The organism is Collinsella sp. AM40-7AC (assembly GCF_003468125.1).
Classification (GTDB): domain Bacteria; phylum Actinomycetota; class Coriobacteriia; order Coriobacteriales; family Coriobacteriaceae; genus Collinsella; species Collinsella aerofaciens_O.
In genome coordinates this window covers 40,436-59,995 of sequence record NZ_QSGK01000003.1, presented here as the reverse complement: position 1 = coordinate 59,995, position 19,560 = coordinate 40,436, and the positions used below count along the sequence as shown (strand labels likewise).

The 19,560-nt window shown below is 60.3% G+C and carries 19 protein-coding genes; 17 read left to right on the top strand and 2 right to left on the bottom strand.

Annotated elements, in window-relative coordinates; translation table 11 throughout:
• Entirely contained in the window at window positions 1–792 is a 792-nt protein-coding gene (locus tag DW892_RS03330) for an RNA polymerase sigma factor SigF (RefSeq protein WP_117639348.1), read from the top strand.
• On the top strand, window positions 789–2,201 hold the full coding sequence (locus DW892_RS03325; RefSeq protein WP_117765667.1) for an AI-2E family transporter: 1,413 nt from the start codon (window positions 789–791) through the stop codon (window positions 2,199–2,201). Before DW892_RS03330 ends, DW892_RS03325 begins: the two co-directional genes overlap by 4 nt.
• A 6-nt stretch (window positions 2,202–2,207) precedes the next feature.
• Here the strand turns inward: DW892_RS03325 and DW892_RS03320 are convergent, their stop codons facing one another.
• Entirely contained in the window at window positions 2,208–2,447 is a 240-nt protein-coding gene (locus tag DW892_RS03320) for a hypothetical protein (protein WP_089571736.1), read from the bottom strand.
• Between the two features lie 198 nt (window positions 2,448–2,645).
• On the opposite strand from DW892_RS03320, the gene alaS reads away from it, so the two are divergent.
• The 14 genes from alaS to DW892_RS03250 all read left to right on the top strand — a co-directional run bounded on the left by alaS (window position 2,646) and on the right by DW892_RS03250 (window position 15,792).
• A complete protein-coding gene (gene alaS, locus DW892_RS03315; RefSeq protein WP_117765665.1) occupies window positions 2,646–5,303 on the top strand; it encodes an alanine--tRNA ligase in 2,658 nt (885 codons plus the stop codon).
• A gap of 9 nt (window positions 5,304–5,312) precedes the next feature.
• Window positions 5,313–5,741, top strand: coding sequence for a Holliday junction resolvase RuvX (gene ruvX / locus DW892_RS03310; RefSeq protein WP_117765663.1), 429 nt, complete (start codon window positions 5,313–5,315; stop codon window positions 5,739–5,741).
• Window positions 5,734–7,125, top strand: coding sequence for an endolytic transglycosylase MltG (gene mltG / locus DW892_RS03305; RefSeq protein WP_233546793.1), 1,392 nt, complete (start codon window positions 5,734–5,736; stop codon window positions 7,123–7,125). The genes ruvX and mltG overlap by 8 nt, the downstream gene beginning before the upstream one ends.
• Window positions 7,126–7,127: 2 nt before the next feature.
• Window positions 7,128–7,625 carry a YqeG family HAD IIIA-type phosphatase gene (locus DW892_RS03300; RefSeq protein ID WP_117765660.1) on the top strand — a complete coding sequence of 166 codons (498 nt, stop codon included), beginning with the start codon at window positions 7,128–7,130 and terminating at the stop codon, window positions 7,623–7,625.
• 8 nt (window positions 7,626–7,633) lie between these two features.
• Complete coding sequence (locus tag DW892_RS03295) at window positions 7,634–8,167, top strand: shikimate kinase (RefSeq protein WP_089571747.1); 534 nt, start codon at window positions 7,634–7,636, stop codon at window positions 8,165–8,167.
• Window positions 8,164–9,273: a hypothetical protein gene (locus DW892_RS03290; protein WP_117765658.1), complete on the top strand. Its 1,110-nt coding sequence runs from the start codon at window positions 8,164–8,166 to the stop codon at window positions 9,271–9,273. Before DW892_RS03295 ends, DW892_RS03290 begins: the two co-directional genes overlap by 4 nt.
• A gap of 131 nt (window positions 9,274–9,404) precedes the next feature.
• Window positions 9,405–10,535: a Xaa-Pro peptidase family protein gene (locus DW892_RS03285; protein WP_117765656.1), complete on the top strand. Its 1,131-nt coding sequence runs from the start codon at window positions 9,405–9,407 to the stop codon at window positions 10,533–10,535.
• A gap of 159 nt (window positions 10,536–10,694) precedes the next feature.
• Window positions 10,695–11,258, top strand: a complete 564-nt coding sequence (gene efp / locus DW892_RS03280; protein ID WP_117583455.1) for an elongation factor P — start codon at window positions 10,695–10,697, stop codon at window positions 11,256–11,258.
• A gap of 24 nt (window positions 11,259–11,282) precedes the next feature.
• Window positions 11,283–11,645 (top strand): Asp23/Gls24 family envelope stress response protein, encoded by a 363-nt coding sequence (locus tag DW892_RS03275; protein ID WP_117583456.1) that lies wholly within the window; start codon window positions 11,283–11,285, stop codon window positions 11,643–11,645.
• 3 nt (window positions 11,646–11,648) lie between these two features.
• Window positions 11,649–12,236, top strand: coding sequence for a transcription antitermination factor NusB (gene nusB, locus DW892_RS03270; RefSeq protein ID WP_117765654.1), 588 nt, complete (start codon window positions 11,649–11,651; stop codon window positions 12,234–12,236).
• A gap of 2 nt (window positions 12,237–12,238) precedes the next feature.
• A complete protein-coding gene (locus DW892_RS03265) occupies window positions 12,239–12,505 on the top strand; it encodes an exodeoxyribonuclease VII small subunit (RefSeq protein WP_089571754.1) in 267 nt (88 codons plus the stop codon).
• A gap of 8 nt (window positions 12,506–12,513) precedes the next feature.
• A complete protein-coding gene (locus tag DW892_RS03260) occupies window positions 12,514–13,317 on the top strand; it encodes a TlyA family RNA methyltransferase (RefSeq protein WP_117765925.1) in 804 nt (267 codons plus the stop codon).
• A complete protein-coding gene (locus DW892_RS03255; RefSeq protein ID WP_117765652.1) occupies window positions 13,314–14,174 on the top strand; it encodes an NAD(+)/NADH kinase in 861 nt (286 codons plus the stop codon). The genes DW892_RS03260 and DW892_RS03255 overlap by 4 nt, the downstream gene beginning before the upstream one ends.
• Window positions 14,164–15,792: a DNA repair protein RecN gene (locus DW892_RS03250; RefSeq protein ID WP_117765650.1), complete on the top strand. Its 1,629-nt coding sequence runs from the start codon at window positions 14,164–14,166 to the stop codon at window positions 15,790–15,792. Before DW892_RS03255 ends, DW892_RS03250 begins: the two co-directional genes overlap by 11 nt.
• A 221-nt stretch (window positions 15,793–16,013) precedes the next feature.
• Here DW892_RS03250 and DW892_RS03245 read toward each other — a convergent pair whose 3' ends face one another.
• The gene (locus DW892_RS03245; protein ID WP_117655428.1) at window positions 16,014–16,871 is read right to left on the bottom strand and encodes a MurR/RpiR family transcriptional regulator; all 858 of its coding nucleotides are present in this window, start codon (window positions 16,869–16,871) and stop codon (window positions 16,014–16,016) included.
• A gap of 273 nt (window positions 16,872–17,144) precedes the next feature.
• On the opposite strand from DW892_RS03245, the gene DW892_RS03240 reads away from it, so the two are divergent.
• Window positions 17,145–19,148 (top strand): fructose-specific PTS transporter subunit EIIC, encoded by a 2,004-nt coding sequence (locus DW892_RS03240; protein ID WP_117765648.1) that lies wholly within the window; start codon window positions 17,145–17,147, stop codon window positions 19,146–19,148.
• Window positions 19,149–19,560 lie beyond the last annotated feature (412 nt).

Below are 19,560 nucleotides of genomic sequence, written 5' to 3'. Positions count from 1 at the left end.
ATGACCGAACGTTCCCGGAGCGGCAAGACCGCTTGGGACAAGGAGAAAACCCGCGAGCTGTTTCGTCGTTATAAGGAGACCGGCGATCCGGATGCTCGCGAGCAGCTCGTCATGTCCCATATGAACCTGGTAAGGTTTCTTGCCAACAAATTTAAGAACCGCGGCGAGCCGCTCGATGACCTTTTGCAGGTCGGGTACTTGGGCTTGCTCAAGGCTATCGATCGCTTTGATCCTGAGCGCGGACTCGAGTTCACGACGTTTGCCACGCCCACCATCTTGGGCGAGATTAAGCGCCACTTCCGCGACAAGGGCTGGAGCGTGCGCGTGCCCCGTCGTTTGCAGGAGCTCTCGGCCAAGGTCAACCAGGCTACCGATAAGCTCACCAACGAGCTGCAGCGTTCGCCCAAGGTTGAGGAAATCGCCGAATACCTGGACGTGACCGTCGACGAGGTGCTCGAAGCCATGGAGTCGTCCTCGGCCTACACCTCGGTGCCCATCGAGGCCCCCGGTGCGTCCGATTCCGATGATGCGCCTTCGATTCTCGATCGCTATGCCGACGACGACAACGAGCTCGACTTTACCGATGACCGCCTGGTAATCGAGGAAGCCATCCGCGATTTCTCGCCGCGCGAGCGCGAGGTTATCGAGCTGCGCTTCGTTAAGGGCATGACCCAGATCGAGATTGCCAAGAAGCTTGGCATCTCGCAGGTGCAGGTCTCGCGCCTGCTGCGCCGTACCCTTAAGAAGATTCAAGATAAGATCGACCCCGACGGAGTGATGATTCGTTCATGAGTGAGCACCCCCAACAAATCGACCGCACGCTTCGCGATACCCGCATTCTGACGCTGCGCATTTGGGGTGTCGTCGGCTGCATTGTCATCGCTGCCGTCATCTTTAACCTTATGGGCATCCTGGCACCGGTCATCGAGTTTCTCGCTGTCGGTTCCATCATCGCTTTTGTGATGTCTCCGATCACCAACTGGCTCGAGCATCACGGCGTCGGACGTGGCCTCGGTTCGCTCATCGCACTCATTGTGGTTGTTGCCGTGCTCGTCGGCGTCGTCTGCATCCTATCGCCTATTTTGCTCGGTCAAATCATGGAAGTCCTGAGCCGCCTGCCCGAGCAGCTTCGTGTTGCGGGTGGCGATCTCAACGAGATGCTCTCGCACGCCAAGACGCTCAATAACACGCCGCTCAAGGAGTATCTGGACGACAATCTTTCTTCGCTGGTTACCGTAGCGTCCAAGTACGTCTCGCAAATCGCTGCCGAGCTCGGTCGCGGTGTATTCCCGCTTATTACCAATACGGCCTCGCAGCTGTTCGTCATCTTCCTGGGCTTGGTGCTTGCCTATTGGTTGGCCTGCGACTATCCCCGTATGCACCACGAGGTCTGCACCATCATCGGACAGGAAAAGGAGACCTCGTACCGCTTTATGGTTGCCATCCTTTCACGCTCGGTCGGCGGCTATATGCGCGGCATGGTCGTGACTTCCATCTGCGGTGGCTTTTTGGCTTTTATCGGCTTTACGCTCATTGGCCATCCATACGCAGCACTTATGGCCATCTTCACCGGCATTATGCACTTGGTTCCGGTTGTCGGTCCCTGGGTGAGCGCGGCGATCGCCACAGTGCTCGGGTTTATGTTCAGCCCTATGCTGGCGTTATGGACGCTTGTCGTGACCATGGTGGCTCAAAACGTCACCGATAATGTCATTTCGCCTAAGGTCATGCAGAGCTCGGTGCAGGTGCATCCCGTCATGAGCCTTACGGCCCTCGTTATCGGTTCGGCACTCATGGGTCCCATCGGCATGGTTATCGCTATTCCGCTGTGCGCGGCCCTCAAGGGCATTTTCGTCTACTACTTTGAGAACGAGACCGGCCGTCAGCTCGTGGCATACGACGGTGCCGTGTTTAAGGGCACGCCGTATCGCGATACCGAGGGTAACCCGGTCGCCGCCTACGACGCGCTCGGAGACGATACGTTCATCTATGAGTCCGAGCTCATCGGCAACGAGACAGCACCCGAGGCCAAGGCTATGCCCAAGCCCGAGCTCGATAATCCCTGGATTAAGCTCTCAGGCCTACAGCCCGACGCGACAGGCTTTTTCAAGAACCCCTTCGCCAAGGATGACGATTCCAATACGGACGACGACACCAAAACCGGCATCGACGGCTCCATGGACGATTCGGATTCCAAATAGGCCCTGTTAGCGTTTCTTGATGTTGTAAATAACAATAAACGCGATCAAAGCGATTGATAAGGGGCCAGCCACATAGAAAAAGATGGCGTCAATTGCGCTTAGGGTGTAATACGCTTTATCGCCAGATGTTACTGCGTACAATGCGTAGCCAAATCTCGGCTGGTTCACATACCAGCTCGAGTAAGCGAAGATTGCTAAAAGGGCTACTGAGGTCAGTGCATTCACGACAAACCGTTTGCTATTCATCGATCGCTCCTTCCGGACGATTCTTATATGAAATTTTACCGAAATCATTTTTTTTTCAAAGTATTTGACAGACCTAAATAACGTGCACTTTCGCTGGAGGGTCGCTGTTTGGCGGCCCTCTTTTTTGCACAGGCGCGGTGGGATGGTAATATCGTTACGTTTGAACTGTTTCGATGTGAAACCGAGGAGATTCCCTCTATGAGTGCTGACTACCCGTCAATGACTACGGCCGAGATCCGCTCCAAGTTCCTCAACTTCTTTGAGGAGCGCGGTCTTAAGCTCTATCCTTCTTCGTCCCTCGTCCCCGACGATCCTTCGCTGCTGCTTGCCAACGCCGGCATGAACCAGTTTAAGGAGTACTACCAGGGCAAGAAGACCATGAAGGAGATCGGCGCGATCTCCTGCCAGAAGTGCGTCCGCACCAACGACATCGACTGCATCGGCGAGGACGGCCGTCACCTGTCCTTCTTTGAGATGCTCGGCGACTTCTCCTTTGGCGGCGTCTCCAAGCAGCAGGCCTGCGCTTGGGCCTTTGAGCTCATCACCAAGGAGTTCAAGCTTCCGCTCGACCGCCTGTACTTTACCGTCTTTACCGAGGACGACGAGACCCACGACGTGTGGCGCTCTCTGGGCGTTGCCGAGGATCACATCTCCCGCCTGGGCGAGGACGACAACTTCTGGGCCGCTGGCCCCACCGGCCCCTGCGGTCCGTGCTCCGAGATCTACTTTGACATGGGCGAGGAGGTCGGTTGCGGCAGCCCCGACTGCAAGCCTGGCTGCGACTGCGACCGCTTCCTTGAGTTCTGGAACCTCGTGTTTACCCAGTACGACCGCCAGGAGGACGGCTCCATGCCGGAGCTGCCGCACCGCAACCTCGATACGGGCATGGGTCTGGAGCGCATGGCCGCCATCATGCAGCACAAGACCGCTAACTACGACGGCGATCTGATGCAGCACCTCATCAAACTCGGCGAGGAGATCAGCGGCAAGACCTATGACGCCGACGATTACTCCGGCGCCAGCCGCTCCCTGCGCATCATCGCCGACCACTCCCGTGCCGTCGACTTTATGATCTCCGACGGCATCCTGCCCGGCAACGAGGGTCGCGAGTACGTCCTTCGCCGCCTGCTCCGCCGTGCCGTGTTCCACGGTCGTCTGCTGGGCATCGAGGGCGCCTTCCTGACCAAGTTTATCGACGAGGTCAACGCTCAGATGGGCGAGGCCTATCCCGAGCTGCTCAAGAACGTCGCGCTCGTTAAGGGCATCGTCGCCTCCGAGGAGGAGCGTTTCTCCACGACGCTCGACAACGGCCGCGTTTACCTGGACGAGGCCCTGGCCGCGCTCGCCGAGGGCGCTGTCCTTCCGGGCGACGTTGCCTTTAAGCTGCATGACACCTTTGGTTTCCCCATCGACCTGACCGTCGAGATCGCCGGCACTGCCGGTCACGACGTCGACATGGACGGCTTTACCGCTTGCATGGAGGACCAGAAGGCCCGCGCCCGCGCCAACGCCAAGGGCGATGCCTGGGGCAGCTTCAACGACGTGTGGGTCGAGCTTTCCGACAAGGTTGCCGCGACCGAGTTCGACGGCTATGACAACGACGTCATCGATGGCGCCAAGGTTGTCGCCATCGTGCGCAACGGCGAGTCCGTCGAGTCCGTCGCTGCGGGCGAGGACGTCGAGGTCGTGCTCGACCGCACCCCGTTCTACGCCGAGATGGGCGGCCAGCAGGGCGACGCCGGCGAGCTTTCCGCCGAGGGCGTTGCGCTGACCATTTCCGATACCAAGAACCACAACGGCCTGTATGCCCACGTCGCCCACGTCGCCGAGGGCACGCTGACCGTCGGTGCTACCGTGACCGCCGCGCTCGACGCCGAGCGCCGTGGCTTCCTGCGTCGCAACCACACCGCCACGCACCTGCTCGACGCCGCGCTTAAGCAGGTCCTGGGCGAGCATGTCTCCCAGGCTGGCTCGTTGGTGACGCCCGAGCACCTGCGCTTTGACTTCACGCACTTCGAGGCCCTGTCCTCCGAGCAGCTCAAGGCTGTTGAGGACCTGGTCAACCAGCAGATCTTCGCTTCCAAGCCGGTCGTGACCCGCGTTATGGGCATCGACGAGGCCAAGGCTGCCGGTGCTGTCGCCCTGTTTGGCGAGAAGTACGGCGACGTCGTCCGCGTTGTCTCCGTGGGCGCCGAGGATCAGCCGTTCTCCCGTGAGCTCTGCGGTGGTACGCATGCCGCCAACACTGCCGAGATCGGCCTGTTCAAGATCATCTCCGAGTCCTCCACGGGCTCGAACGTCCGTCGTATCGAGGCCGTGACCTCTAAGGGCGCCCTCGATTACATGGCCGACCGCCTGGCGCTCGTTGACGCCGCTGCCGCTGCACTCAAGTGCCGCGTCGACGAGGTTCCCGCCCGCGTCGAGAACCTGCAGGCCGAGCTGCGCGAGACCGCCGGCAAGCTCAAGAAGGCTCTGACCGGTGGCTCTTCCGACGCCATCTCCGGCGCCATCGAGGGTGCCGTCGAGGTCAATGGCTATAAGCTCGTCGTCGCTGAGCTCCAGGGCCTTGAAGCTGCCGACCTGCGCAACGTCTGGGATACCGTGCACCAGAAGGTCGCCGGCCCCGTCGCCTGCGTCGTCGCTAGCGTGACCGAAAAGGGCACCCCGGCCCTGCTCGCCGCCGGCTCCGATGACGCCGTCAAGGCCGGTTTCCACGCCGGTAACGTGATCAAGCAGATCGCGGGCCTGGTCGACGGTCGCGGTGGCGGTCGTCCCAACATGGCCCAGGCTGGCGGCAAGAACGCTGCCGGTATCGCCGATGCCCTCGCGGCTGCCAAGACCGCGCTCGGCGCTTAAGTAGTCGCTGTGGTCGCGCTCGCGCTGGACATAGGGGAGACCCGGATTGGCATTGCCGTCTCGAGCCGTGATGGCAAGATGGCAATGCCCGTCAAGGTGCTCCCGGCTGCCGAGGTCACTGGCATAGCCAAGACGTTCCGTTACCTGGTTGAGGACTATGAGCCCGATATCCTGGTAAGCGGACGCCCCTTGACCATGGCCGGTGAGCCCGGCCCCCAGGCCGAGCGCGTTGCCGCCGTTGCGCAAAAGATTGCCCAAGAGCTCGATCTTCCGCTTGAGTTTGAGGATGAGCGCCTGTCCTCGCAAGAGGCAAAGCGTATCCTGCGCGAGCAGGGACTCAACGAAAAGCAGATGAGGGGCAAGATTGACATGATTGCCGCCAGCCTGTTCTTGCAGACGTGGCTCGATCGCAAAAACGGGGAGGTTTCGCATGCCTAGCGCTTCCGATCCGCGCCAGCCGAATCGCCAGGGGCAGCCTACGCCGCGCCCTGTATCTTCCGGCCAGCGTCCGATGCAACCGACGCAGCGTGCGGCTCAGCCTGCTGCTCGTCCCGCACAGCCCTCCTCTCGTGCAGCACAATCTGCTCAGCGTCCTGCCCAACAGCCCGCTGCCCGCGCAGCCCGGCCCGCAAGCGGTACCCGCTTTAAGCAGCAGGCGCCCACGCAGCGTGCGCAGGCGCCTCAATCGCATACGCGTACACATCATGCTCACGGCTCACATGGCGTAGCTCCGGCTACGCGCTCGAGCTATAACACGCATGCTCGTCGCGGTACCCAAAAGAAGAGCTCGCCGGTGCCCATGATTATCGGCGTTGTTGTTGCCGTACTTGCTCTTGCTGCCATTGCCTTCTTTGTCGTTCCGGCCGTCAAGGGCCTGTTTGGCGGGGAGGAGACAGGCGTCACCGCTGGCCAGCAAGTTACCGTCACGATTCCCGAGGGAGCTTCGGGCGATACGATCGCCTCGATTCTCTCCGAGAACCATATTGTCGAGAATCCCAAGGATTACTACGCGGCGGTCAAAAAGCTCAACGCAGATATGTCGCTCAAGCCCGGCACGTACTCGTTCACGACGCTGATGGATGCGACCAAGGTTGTCCAGCAGCTCATGGAGGGGCCCAATGCCGGCTCCGATGCGCTGACTATCCCTGAGGGCCTAACGGTCGACCAGGTCGCCGATCGCGTGGCCGCGGCATACGACAGCATCTCCAAGGAAGACTTCCTTAACCAGGCCAAGGCGAGCAATTATGTGAATGATTACGCTTTCCTTAAAGATGCCGCGAACGATTCGCTCGAGGGCTTCCTATTCCCCAAGACCTATTCGTTGGGTAGGGACCCGTCTGCCGATGATGTGATTCGCGCCATGCTTGACCAGTTCAACGCCGAGTATAAGTCGCTTGACTTTGCCAGCTGCGAGGCCAAGATCAAGGAGCGCTATGGCGTGGAGATGTCCGATTACGACATCGTTAACCTTGCCTCGATCGTCGAGCGCGAGGGCCTCAACGCCGATCAGCGCGCGCATGTGGCTTCGGTTTTCTATAACCGTATGGCGGGCAAGCTCGATGGCCTGCGTTACCTCAATAGCGATGCGACCATGATGTATGTCACCGGCGGCGAGGTTACCGCCGACGACCTGCAGAGCGATAGTCCGTATAACACCTATAAGCATGAAGGCCTGCCGCCCACGCCCATCTGCTCTCCGTCGCTCGAGGCGCTCAAGGCTACCCTTGAGCCGACCGACTCCGATGACCTGTATTTCTACATTACACAGGACGAGGAGTATTTCTCGAAGACCTACGAAGAGCACCAACAGTCTTGGAATTGATCATGAGGATTTTTAGCCCCAAACGATATGTTGTCTCAGTTGACCGCATCGACCTCGATACCCTCTGGGCCGACGGCAAGCGCGCCATTCTACTCGACCGCGATAACACTCTGGTGCCGCGCGATACCGAGCAGGTTCCCGCTGCGGTTTCAGCTTGGCTCGAAGCCGCCCATGCCAAGGGCTTTAAGCTGTGTATGGTGTCCAATAACTGGCATCGCGACCAGGTCATGGCATCGGCGCGCGAGCTGGGGCTCGAGGCTATCAGCCACGCCATGAAGCCCGCCCCGTTTGCCCTGAAGGCGGGTCTTAAGCGTCTGGGCGCCACGGCCGACGAGGCCGTGCTGATCGGTGACCAGCTTTACACGGACGTGTGGAGCGGTAACTTTGCCGGCGTTGACACTATTCTGGTCAAGCCGCAGGCGACCCAGGACCTGTGGTACACGCAGATCTTCCGTATCTTTGAGCGCCGGGCCCTGCGCGACCTTCCCTGCGAGGAATAGGTTTCGCCATGTCTCAGCACATCAAACACGGCTGCGACCATATCTTCTTTATCGGCTTTTTGGGCGCGGGCAAGTCGACGCTTGCGCGCAACGTGGGCACTATGTTCAAGCGGCGTTTTATCGATACCGATCGTTTGGTTGTGCGTCGATGCGGCAAGTCGGTGACCGAGATATTTGAGACCGAGGGCGAGGATCGTTTTCGCGAGCTCGAGACCTCGGCACTCCGTTCGCTTCAAAGCGAACGCAGCCTGCTGGTATCGTGCGGGGGCGGCATCGTCGAGACGCCGGTGAACATTGAGCTGATGCACGAGATGGGTACCTGTGTGTACCTCGAAGGCGACTTTGAGGACTCGTTGCGCCAGATTCGCCGCTCCGATACCCGGCCCGATTTCCGCTCGCCCGAGCACGCTGCGCGCCTGTTTGAGCATCGCCGTCCGCTGTATCGCCGGGCCGCCGATATTACCCTTGATATTCGCAACAAGTCCTTCGAGGACGTTTCCTACCTTTGTGCCGAGATGCTTTTGGAGCGTGGACTGCTATGATTCGCCGTCAACTTATCAATTTCCAAAACCGCAGCGTCGATGTCCGCGTCGGATTGGGCGCGTTCGAGGAGCTGCCGCGCATGTTTGCCTCGGCTGTGGGCAAGCCTAAGCGCGCGATGGTGGTTTGGAACGACGCCACATCCGAGCGATTTGGCGAGGTTGTCGAGCATGCACTGGTTGACGCCGGTTTTGCCGTGTCGCTGCTCGTCCTCGAGGTTTCACCTGCCGGTGCTACGCTTGCCGATGCCGATACCGTCTTTGGCGCCCTGTCGGCTAACGGCATTACCTGCGACGATCTCGTTGTCGCTGTCGGCGACACGGCGACCTGCTCGGTTGTTTGCTGGTGTGCCAATCAGTGGTGCGGTCGCACCGAGTGTGCCTTGCTGCCGACGACGTTCGACGCCATGCTCACGGTTGCGACGACCATGAAGCCGCTCGTCGCCTCGTCGGCGAATGCGCTTCCCGCTATCGCGTTCCGTCCCGAGCCGGGCTTGGTCGTGTGCGACCTCGACCTTGTTCGCGAGGCGGACCCCGAGGACCTCAAGCTCGGCTATGCGGTACTTGTTGGCACCATGCTTTCGAGCAGCAAGTCCCGCTGGAATCAGTTTACCGAGACCGTCCCCGAGATTCTCGCGGGCGAGGAGGTCGCGCTTGTCAATGCCATTCAGTGGTCTCAGACTGCCCGCAAGGACGTACTGATGGCCACGAACCCGAGCGCCCGTCATGCGCTCGATTTTGGCAAGACGGGGGAGCGTACCCTGCGCGCCTGCTTGGTCGATGCCGCGTCGCAGGTCCCTGTCTACCAGCTGCTGTCCGAGGGCATGCGCTTTGAGGCGCGCCTCGCCCATGATGCCTGTGACTTCGATATCGATTACGTCTTTGAGGTCGATGACTGCCTGGAGGACTTTGGTATCGAGGAGCTTGCCTTCGATCTGGAGCCTGCCTCATATATCGAGGAGTTCCGCAGGCAGCAGTTTGTCCGCTCGAACCGCAGCATGTTGCCGCTGCCCGCGGCGCTCGGCGCCATTCGTCTAACGAGCGTTGAGGACGAGGTTCTCGACCGCCATGCTCGCGCATACTTGGCTTCTCGCAAAGAACTTCTCTAGGATTTATTGACATCCATCGTCTTTCGTATCATGTTGAGGGGCGGGTTTCCAATCGGTTGCGAATCGCTCGCGATTCCGTACGTTGATTGAGCCCGTCCCGTCTTTATGAAGACAACAAGAAAGGAATCTGCATGTCTGAGTTTGCTGCCGGTCCTGCCGGTCGTATCGAGCGTGTCCGTGCCCTGATGGCCGAGCGCGGCTACGACGCCATCGTCGTGCGCGACGAGGCCAACCTCCGTTGGCTCACGGGCGTGAAGGGCGTTTTCGACTACACTTTTGAGTTCCCGCACGCCGCGTTTATTACGGCCGATCAGTGCCTGTTCCACACCGACTCGCGCTATCTCAACAGCTTTGAGGAGAACACCCCCGCCGGCAGCCCTTGGGTCTACGACATGGACGAGGGCACCATCCCCGGCTGGGTCGCCGGTAAGATCGCTGCCAACAAGTGCCGCGTCTGCGCCGTCGAGGATGACATGCAGATTAACTTCTACCAGGGTATTCAGCGTGGTCTGGAGGATCGCTCCGTCGCCTGCATGTTGCCGCTGATGCACGACGACATCCGCAAGATGCGCGCCATCAAGGATGCCGAGGAGATCGAGCTCATGCGCCATGCGCAGTCGATCACCGATACCGCCTTCCAGCATATGCTCGGCTTTATTAAGCCCGGTATGACCGAGAAGCAGGTTCGCAACGAGCTCGAGAACTTTATGTTTGCCAACGGTGCCGACAGCCTGGCCTTCGGCTCCATCGTGGCGAGTGGCCCCAATACCGCCAACCCGCATGCCGTCCCGAGCGACCGCGTGATCGAGAAAGGCGACTTTGTCCTGATGGACTACGGCGCGGGCTACTGCGACTACCGCTCCGACATGACTCGTACCGTCGTGATGGGCGAGCCAACCCAGGAGCAGCTCGACCTGTACGCGCTCGTGCGCCGCACCCATGAGGAGTGCGTCGCCGCTATCCATCCGGGTGTGGAAGGTAACGATATTTTCAAGCTTTCTAAGAAGATCATCGGCGATGCCGGTTATGGTGATTACTACAACCATGGTCTGGGCCACGGCATCGGCATCGACATCCACGAGCTGCCCAACTTCAACCGCAGCAAGAACATCATCGAGGTCGGCTCGGTTATCACCATGGAGCCCGGCGTGTACCTGCCCGGCGTGGGCGGCGTGCGCCTGGAGGACTTCGGCGTCGTCACCGAGAACGGCTATGAGCCCTTCACCAAGACCCCGCACGACCTGCACGTCATCGATTGCTAGCCCATTTCGATAGATTTTTGGGGCGGGGCGTCCGGAGCAATTCGGACGCCCCGCGTTCTCTTTTTATGCGCTCGCTGCAGGCGCCGTCTGCAAGTGTATAATTTCGCTCGTATGTAATTTGGACGCTTGTGCGTCTCGCCAATAACAAGAAAGGTCGCTATGCCTACTATCTCTACCGCCGACTTCAAGAACGGCCTCGGTCTCCGCATTAAGGACAAGGTTTACACCATCGTCGAGTTCCAGCACGTCAAGCCTGGCAAGGGCGGCGCTTTCGTGCGCTACAAGACCCGCGACATCAAGAGCGGCCGCGTCGTCGAGAACACCTGCAACGCCGGTACCAAGTTCGAGAGCGTCATGCTCACCACTCGTGAGTTCCAGTACCTCTACAACGACGGCGCCGACTACATCTTCATGGACAACGAGTCTTACGAGCAGGTTCCCGTTCCCGAGGACATGGTGGGCGAGAACGCCAAGTGGCTGCGCGAGAACGACACCTGCCAGCTGCTCTTCGCCGATGACGAGCTCATGGGCGTGACCCCGCCGATGTTCATCGAGACCACCATCGTCCAGACCGACCCGGGCTTTAAGGGCGACACCGTTCAGGGTTCCACCAAGCCGGCCACCATCGACACCGGTGCTGTCATCCAGGTCCCCATGTACCTCAACGAGGGCGAGGTCATCAAGGTTGACACCCGCGACGGCAAGTTCGTCTCCCGCGTCTAGCAACCAACTTTTCTAGGAGGACTCATGCCCCAGGAAATCAAGATTGACGGCATCGGTATTTCGCCCGATGTTCTGACCGCCATCGTCTCGCGCGCCGTCACGGATGTCGAGGGCATCGCCTCCGTGGGCGTCAAGGACCTTGCCACCAACCTTGTCTCGATGATGCTTTCGTCCAAGGCCCCGGCTTCCGAGCCGGCGGTCGAGGCCGAGGTCATCGGCGACAAGCTCGCACTTACCGTGCGCGTCGTGGTGTTCTTTGGCTATCCGTTCAAGAAACTCGCCGAGGCCGTTCGCGCCGCCGTGGTTGCCGCCATCGACGCCCAGGTTGGCGTCGAGGTCGAGCGCGTTGACGTTTGCATCGACGGCCTCGTTTTCCCCAAGGAGTAACCTTTGAGCCTTAAGGTTTATCGCGGGCGCACGCTTGCCCGCAGTCAGGCGCTGCAGCTGCTGTTCCAGGCCGAGGCCACGGACAGCCCGCTCGAGCGCGTCCTCGAGGGCGATTTCCTGATCTCGAAGGGTCCCCTCGACCCCTACGCGCTGGAGCTGTGTCGCGGTGCCTACGAGCACATCGACCGCATCGACTGTGCCCTGCGCTCCATCGCCAAGAACTGGGATCTTATGCGCATGCCCGGCGCCGACCGCAACCTGCTGCGTATCGCCGTCTACGAGATGCGCTTCCTCACCGACGAGGAGGTCTCGGACGCTATTGTTATCAACGAGGCCGTCGAAATCGCTAAGGCTTATGGCACCGACCAGTCCGCATCGTTTGTCAACGGCGTGCTGGGCAAGATCGCTCGCAGCGAGGAGCTGCCGGGTGAGGATTTGTACCAAGAGCTGCTGACCGAGGATCGCGCTCGCGAGGAGGCACAGGCTGCCGAGGCGGCCGCCAAGGTCGCTGCCGCTCAGGCTGCCGCCGGTGTACTTGCCGAGGATCCGGACGCTGCTGAGGCCGTCGAGGCCGACTCCGTCGAGGAGTAGCCATGCCAGAGGGTTCCGTCCGCAACTTCGATGAGATCTCGGATCGCCTGGACCAGATCATCGCCACCGTTCGCTCCAAGGATACGTCCCTGGAGCGTTCGCTCGATTTGTTTGACGAGGCGATTGAGCTTGGTTCCCGTGCGGTCGATATGGTCGACAAGTTTGAGCTGACGCCGCGTGAGGCCGACAAACTCGAGCAGGAATACGATGAGGATGCGGCAAACGAGTCCCAAGATAGACAGGCTGCATCCCCGGATACGAATGGTTGATGGCATTCATGAAACGCGTGCGTCTCGATGACGAACTGATTTCACAGGGCATCTGCGCCGATCGCGCGGATGCCCTTCGCACTCTTATGGCCGGCTTGGTCTCGAGCGGCGGTGAGCGTTTGACCTCTCCGGGGCTCAAGGTGACGCCGGGCCTGCCGCTGCATGTTAAGGGACGCATTCCGTACGTTGGGCGCGGTGGCCTTAAGCTCGAGGGTGCGCTCGATGCGTTTTGTATCGATCCCACGGGCCTTGCCTGCCTGGACGTAGGTTGCTCTACCGGCGGCTTTACCGATTGCCTGCTCAAGCGCGGTGCTGCGACTGTTGTCTCGGTCGACGTGGGCCGTGCTCAGTTCGACTGGTCGCTTCGCCAGGACGATCGCGTGACGCTGCACGAGCGCACGAATGTGACGCAGCTGCCCGAGCTCGGCTACGGCGACGCAATCGACCTGGCCGTGTGCGACGTGTCGTTTACGAGCATCGCGAACATCATCGACGCCGTGCTGGCGTGCCTGACGCCGACGGGGTCGTTCTGCACGCTCGTGAAGCCGCAGTTTGAGGCTCCGGCGGCGCTGGTGGGCGAGGGCGGTATCGTGACAGATCCTGTTGTCCGCCACGATACGCTCGTGGCGGCTATTGAGCTCTTTGCCGCCAAGGGCCTGTTCCCGCTTGACGTGTGCGTGTCGCCCATCCATGGCGCCAAGGGCAACGTGGAGTTTTTCCTGTACGGCACGAGGTTTGCCCCCAGCGAGCGCTCCGATGACGAGTTGCAATCCCAGGTATCGGCTTTGAGCGAGAAAGCTGCAACGCTATGAAGGTCTTTCTGGTTCCCAATTACTACAAGCAAGAGGCGGTCGAGAGCGGCCTGATGCTCGAGCTTTGGCTGACGCGCCAAGGCTACGAGGTCGCATGGGCGGCCGACCAGCGCTCCAAGATCCAGAGTACGCCCGACGTGGATGGTGCCGATCTTGTCATCACGCTCGGCGGCGACGGCACGTTGCTTCGTGCAGCCCGTATCCTCAACTATCGAGAGATTCCTATTCTGGGTCTTTCCTATGGTCACCTGGGCTTTTTGACGGCGGCTAGTCCCGAGGAACGCGACATTTTGAAGGTTGTGAGCGACGCGCTGTCCGGTGAACTCCATGTGAGTCGTCGCGCCACGATCGCTGCAGATATCGTTTCCGTGCGCGAGGACGGCACGAAGGACGTCGTGCGTTCGTTCGCCCTTAACGACATGGCGCTCACGCGTGGGCCCCTGTCCGATATGGTCGAGTTCGACATTACCGTGTCGGGCCACCATATCGATCGCTTGCGCGGCGATGGTGTGGTCGTGTCTACGGCAACTGGTTCCACGGGCTATGCCCTCAGTGCCGGCGGTCCTATCGTGAGCCCGGATTACACGGGTATGGTTTGCGTGCCCATCGCGCCACACACCATTCAAGCTCGCGCTTTCTTGACTTCGCCAAGCGATGTCGTCGAGATTTTTATGTCTGACGACCGACCGAGTGTGCCGGCTATTGCCATCGACGGGCAGTTTATTACCTGCGATGGCACCGTCGAGAGCGTAGCCGTGCGTCGCGGTCCCGGCGATGTGCTGCTGCTCGACTATGGCCCTGAGAGCTTCTACAACTCGGTAAGCCGCGTGTTCTACGGAGTTCGCCATGATCGATGAGCTGCAGGTTTCAAACATTGCGCTCATTCGCGAGGCGATGCTGGTGCCCAGCGCGGGCCTAACTGTCCTGACCGGCGAGACCGGCGCCGGCAAGACTGCGCTGCTCTCGGCGCTTAAGCTCATTTTGGGCGAGCGCGCGGATTCTTCGACCGTGCGCGAGGGCGAGGCGCTTGCGAGCGTCGAGGCGCGCTTGTTCGATGGCCCGCACGACACGGAGGGCTTCACCGTGCAGCGCAGCCTTTCTGCCGAAGGCCGCAGCCGCGTCAAGATTGATGGTCGCATTGCCAGCGTGCGCGAGCTTTCCGAGCGCGTCGGCGTGATGATGGATCTGTGCGGCCAGCACGAGCATCAGCGCCTGCTCGATCCGGCACATCATGTTGCCATGGTCGATGCCTGGGCTGGTCGCTCTGCGCTCGAGGCGCTGGAAAAGTACCGTGCCTGCTTTAGGGCGTCGCGTGCGGCTGCCAAGGAGGTCCGTCGCGTAGAGGAGGCGTCGCGTGCGCAGGGGAGTCGCGTCGAGGAGGCGCGCTTCGCCCTGGAGCGTATCGCTGAGGTCGACCCTAAGCCGGGTGAGTATGAGGAGCTCGAGGAGCTGCTGCCGCGCTCAGAGCATGCCGAGGTGCTGGTGGCCACGGCTAACGAAGCCCATGCATCGATTGCCGCCGAAGGGGGAGCGCTCGATGCCGTGAACAGCGCCGTGGCCGAGCTTTCACGCATGACGACCGTTGACCGCAAGCTAGGCGACATCGCCGATGCCCTTTCGGATGCCTGCATCTCACTCGAGGATTGCGCCAACGAGTTGCGTGCCTATCGCGATGGGGTCGCCTTCGATCCGCGCGAGCTGGCTCGTATGCGCGAGCGCTATTCCGACCTCAAGGGTCTGCTGCGTCAGTGGGGTCCCACCATGGACGACGTGTTTGCCATGCGCGATCGCTCGCAAGAGCTGTTGTCGCTGGTAGACGATGGTGATGAGCAGATCAAGAAGGCGCGCGAAGCGCTTGGCGCGGCGGAGCGCGAACTTTTCGCCGCTGCCAAGGCGCTTAAGCGTGCACGCAATACGGCAGCCCCGCGTTTTTGTCACGAGGTGGGTCGTCAGATGGCACGCCTGGAGATGGGCGGTGCTGAGCTGGTCTGGGAGTCCCGCGATCTTCCTCGCGCTGAGTGGACACCCGCGGGTCCTTCGAGCTATGAGCTGCTATATCGCAGCGGCGCGGGTCTCACGCCGCGTCCTTTGCGCCGCATTGCCTCGGGCGGCGAGCTCAGCCGCGTTATGCTGGCGAGCAAGGTTGTTTTGGGTAATGCCGATGGTGTCGATACGCTGGTGTTTGACGAGGTCGATGCTGGTGTCGGCGGCTCTACGGCTCGTGCTCTTGCTAGTGTGCTGGCCGATCTTGCCGCCACGCATCAGGTCATCGTCGTGACGCACCTGGCGCAGGTTGCGGTCATGGCTGACAAACATTACGTGGTCAGTAAAGAGCCCGGCGATGTTCCCCAGACGCACCTGGACGAGGTGACTGGGGACGCCCGTACCGCAGAGATCGCTCGCATGCTGAGCGGCGATCAGTCCGAGGCAAGCCTAGCGCACGCCAGGCAGATGCTGGAAGAAGCGCGTGCTTAGGCCGAGCCGTTACATGTATGTTCGACCCGGCCGCCACGAAACCGGCCCATCTACTACGTTTAATAGGCTATCGTCAACCACGCCAAGAATTGCAAAAAGAAAACCGCAGGTAGAATGCCTGCGGTTTTCTCTATTTTCGGTATGTGGTTGGGCTATACGGATAAAACGTAGTAGATGGGCCCGTTTCGTGGCTGGTGCTGTTTATCGGCTCCCCAAAATGTCTACTCCACGACCTTGTCCGGCTGGATGAGCTCCTCGTAGTAGCTGATGTGCTCTCGGGCGTCCTCGATTTCGGGTAGCAGGAAGTTGTAGATGACCTCTATGATCATCGTGGCACTCATCTTGGAGAATGCGAAGTCGCCCGTTGTCAGCAGCGCCTCGTGATTGACGGTATTAAAGGTGTAGTCGGCTAGGCGCGCAAGCGGAGACTTGCTGTCGCTGCTGATGACGACTACGGTAGCACCGCAGTCTCGAGCTGCTTTTGCCATGCGATTTAGTCGGCGCGACTTGCCAGAGTTCGAGATCAGCACGATAACGTCGCCGGGGCGCAATGTGAGCGCGAAACCAATCGAGGTCTCGCTGATGGTGCTTGCCATGCAGCGAAGGCCCAGCTGCGAAAACTTAAACGTCGCGTCGAGCGCGACGGCATTGGTGTTGCCTACGGCCGCGAACTCAATAACGCCGGCATTCTTAAGCGCGTGCACAACGGCCGTTAGCGTATCGTGGTCAATCCCGTCGATGGTCGCGTTAAGCTCGCTAACCTTGGCAGCCAAGATATTTTTAAGACTCTGTTCCATGTTGTCGAGCGAGACCTCGTCGGTCAGGCCCTCGTTGCGCTGACTCTCCAAGTCGCGCGCCAACGAAAACTGAAAGCTGCGGAAGCTGCCAAAGCCCAGCTTGCGGCAAAAGCGCGAAACCGTCGCCTCGGACGTGGCGGCGGCTCGTGAGAGCTGGGCGGCCGTCAGGCGCGGCGCCTCGGACTGGTGCTCCAATATATAGTCGACAATGCGCTGCTCGGATCCACTATATCCCTGATGAGTGCTAATAAGGGAGAGCGCGCTCTTGCTGCTATCGGTCATGGATGGCTCCTGGTTGGCATGAAATATAGGACTCGTTTTTCAATGCCATAGTATACGGGCATTTTCAATTACAAGATACACCTTGCCGTTTCAAGTGTTGATGGTAAACTTTCACCTACCGTTTACGGTTATGAAAGAACCTTTCACCGGAGAATTGGGACATTTTCCTTTCCGCGAAAGCGCTGGGTTGGTATCTTTCAGTTGTGGAAAAGCGCGCAAGGACGCGTGTGTAGGGGAGCGCCTGCGGGCGCAAAACTTAAAAAGGAGGGACACATGGCTAAGTTTGACATCATCGCCGCCACCGGTTGCCCGACCGGTATCGCGCACACCTTCATGGCGAAGGAGGCGCTAGAGAAGGCAGCTGCCGAGCGCGGTCTGACCATTAAGGTCGAGACCCATGGCCAGGTCGGTGTCGAGAACGAGCTCACCAAGAGCGAGATCGCTGGTGCCAAGGCCGTTGTCGTCGCAGCCGATAAGGATGTCCAGGCTGAGCGTTTCGCCGGTAAGCCCATGGTTTCCGTCGGCGTTTCCAAGGCCCTGTCCGTCGAGGCCGCCGGAAAGCTGATCGACCGTGCGCTCGCCGCCAAGGGCGACGACACGGTTGCCGCTGCCGCCGATGTCGAGGACGAGGTCGAAGAGAAAGAGTCCATCGGCCACGTCATCTACAAGCACCTCATGAATGGCGTCAGCCACATGCTGGTCTTCGTCGTCGCCGGTGGTGTTCTGACGGCCGTTTCGTTCCTGTGGGGCATCACGTCCTTCGATTCGACTGCTGCCGACTACAACAGCTTTGCCGCTATGCTCAAGATTATCGGCGGCATCGCCATGAACCTCATGGTTCCGGTGCTTTCCGCCTACATTGCCGAGTCCATCGGCAAGCGCCCGGCGCTCGTCCCCGGCTTTGTTGCCGGTATGATCGCCATCCAGGGTCTGCCCGTTAACGCCGATACCGGCATGATCGACGCCGGTGGCGCCGGTGTGGGCTTCGGCTTCCTGGGCGGCATCGTCGGCGGCTTCCTCGCTGGCTATGTCATCCTGCTGCTCGAGAAGGTCTTTGCCGGTCTGCCCAAGAACCTGGACGGCCTCAAGGCAATCTTTTTGTACCCGCTGTTCTCGACTGCCATCGTCGGTCTGGTCATGCTCGGCATCTCCGGCCCCATGGCTGCCATCAACACCGCCATGATGGACTTCCTCAAGGGTCTGTCTGCCTCTGGCGCCGTTGTCCTGGGTCTTGCTATTGGCTGCATGTGCGCCTTTGACATGGGTGGCCCGGTTAACAAGGCTGCTTACGTCACCGGTACGGCTATGCTCACCGAGGCCCTGGCCGCCGGTGTTGGCACCGAGACCTACAACTTCGGCACCAACTTCATGGCTGCCGTTTCCGCCGCCTGCATCGTTCCGCCGCTGATCACCACCTTCGCCGTCGTCGTCGGCAAGAAGTACTTCAGCCAGGAGGATCACGACGCCGGTGTCGTCAACCTCATCCTTGGTTGCACCCACATCACCGAGGGCGCCATTCCGTTCATGACCAAGAACATCTGGCCCGTCATGCCCATCATGATGCTCGGTTCTTCCATCGCCTCGATCCTGACCATTATGTTCAACGTTCACGATCCGGCGCCCCACGGCGGCTTCCTGGTCCTGCCCGTTGTCGAGAACGGTCCGCTGTGGGTCCTCGCGATCCTCATCGGTGCTGTGGTCGGTGGCATCTTGTTCGTGGCCTTCAAGAAGTACGACTTCGAGAAGAACCAGAAGGCTGCCCCTGCAGACAAGCCGGTTGATGCCCCCAAGGCCGCTGCTGTCGAGGCTCCCAAGGCCGAGGCTGCCGACTTCGTGAAGGTCGAGAACGTCTTTGTCGCCGAGGACTTCGCTTCTCGTGACGAGGCCCTGAGCTTTGTCTCCAACCAGGCTGTCAAGGCCGGTATCGCCGGCGACGCCGACGCCGTGATGAACGCCTTCCTGGCCCGCGAGGCCGAGGGCACCACGGGCATGATGGAGGGCTTTGCCATCCCGCATGCCAAATCTGACGCCATTACCGAGGCCGCTGTCATCGTCGTCAAGGACGAGTCCGGCGTGACCGGTTGGGACACCATGGACGGCGCTCCCGTCAACGTGGCCATCGCGCTGCTCATCCCGGGTGCACAGGCTGGCACCACGCACCTCAAGATCCTGTCCAAGGTCGCCGAGGCACTCATGGACCAGGACTTCCGTGCCACCGTCAAGGGTTCCACCGACGCCGCCGAGATCGCCAAGACGATCAACGCCCGCCTGATCTAATCCCACAGTTCGCGAATTACATCGCCCCCTGTATATAAGGCGGAGTCCCTCTCCAGGGCCTCCGCCTTTTTCATGCCCCTTCTTCTAACTTGCGGTGAAATAAGGACTGTTTAAACGTTTCAACCCCAAAATCAGTCCATATTTCACCGCAAGTTAGAAGAAGGGGATAGCGCTGCCTGTCTATCGGATCGTCCGGGCGGACAAATATTCAGCCTGAATTCCTTTCAGCCGACATTACTCTGGACCGACCGAGTTTCCACAGCTTGCTCGCCCACAGGGGCCCGTGCGCGGCCTGTGAGATTTATCGCGAGTTCCGCACGAGCCGAAGAGCACTTAATGTGCTCTTCGTGCGAGCAGGACTGTAGAGCAGGAAATCTCACAGGCCGCGCACGGGCCCCTGTGGGCGAGCAAG

Coding starts and splice junctions, on each gene's coding strand:
- DW892_RS03330 (WP_117639348.1), top strand. CDS start 1: ATGACCGAACGTTCCCGGAGCGGCAAGACCGCTTGGGACAAGGAGAAA.
- DW892_RS03325 (WP_117765667.1), top strand. CDS start 789: ATGAGTGAGCACCCCCAACAAATCGACCGCACGCTTCGCGATACCCGC.
- DW892_RS03320 (WP_089571736.1), bottom strand. CDS start 2,447: ATGAATAGCAAACGGTTTGTCGTGAATGCACTGACCTCAGTAGCCCTT.
- alaS (WP_117765665.1), top strand. CDS start 2,646: ATGAGTGCTGACTACCCGTCAATGACTACGGCCGAGATCCGCTCCAAG.
- mltG (WP_233546793.1), top strand. CDS start 5,734: ATGCCTAGCGCTTCCGATCCGCGCCAGCCGAATCGCCAGGGGCAGCCT.
- DW892_RS03300 (WP_117765660.1), top strand. CDS start 7,128: ATGAGGATTTTTAGCCCCAAACGATATGTTGTCTCAGTTGACCGCATC.
- DW892_RS03295 (WP_089571747.1), top strand. CDS start 7,634: ATGTCTCAGCACATCAAACACGGCTGCGACCATATCTTCTTTATCGGC.
- DW892_RS03290 (WP_117765658.1), top strand. CDS start 8,164: ATGATTCGCCGTCAACTTATCAATTTCCAAAACCGCAGCGTCGATGTC.
- DW892_RS03285 (WP_117765656.1), top strand. CDS start 9,405: ATGTCTGAGTTTGCTGCCGGTCCTGCCGGTCGTATCGAGCGTGTCCGT.
- efp (WP_117583455.1), top strand. CDS start 10,695: ATGCCTACTATCTCTACCGCCGACTTCAAGAACGGCCTCGGTCTCCGC.
- DW892_RS03275 (WP_117583456.1), top strand. CDS start 11,283: ATGCCCCAGGAAATCAAGATTGACGGCATCGGTATTTCGCCCGATGTT.
- DW892_RS03265 (WP_089571754.1), top strand. CDS start 12,239: ATGCCAGAGGGTTCCGTCCGCAACTTCGATGAGATCTCGGATCGCCTG.
- DW892_RS03260 (WP_117765925.1), top strand. CDS start 12,514: ATGAAACGCGTGCGTCTCGATGACGAACTGATTTCACAGGGCATCTGC.
- DW892_RS03255 (WP_117765652.1), top strand. CDS start 13,314: ATGAAGGTCTTTCTGGTTCCCAATTACTACAAGCAAGAGGCGGTCGAG.
- DW892_RS03250 (WP_117765650.1), top strand. CDS start 14,164: ATGATCGATGAGCTGCAGGTTTCAAACATTGCGCTCATTCGCGAGGCG.
- DW892_RS03245 (WP_117655428.1), bottom strand. CDS start 16,871: ATGACCGATAGCAGCAAGAGCGCGCTCTCCCTTATTAGCACTCATCAG.
- DW892_RS03240 (WP_117765648.1), top strand. CDS start 17,145: ATGGCTAAGTTTGACATCATCGCCGCCACCGGTTGCCCGACCGGTATC.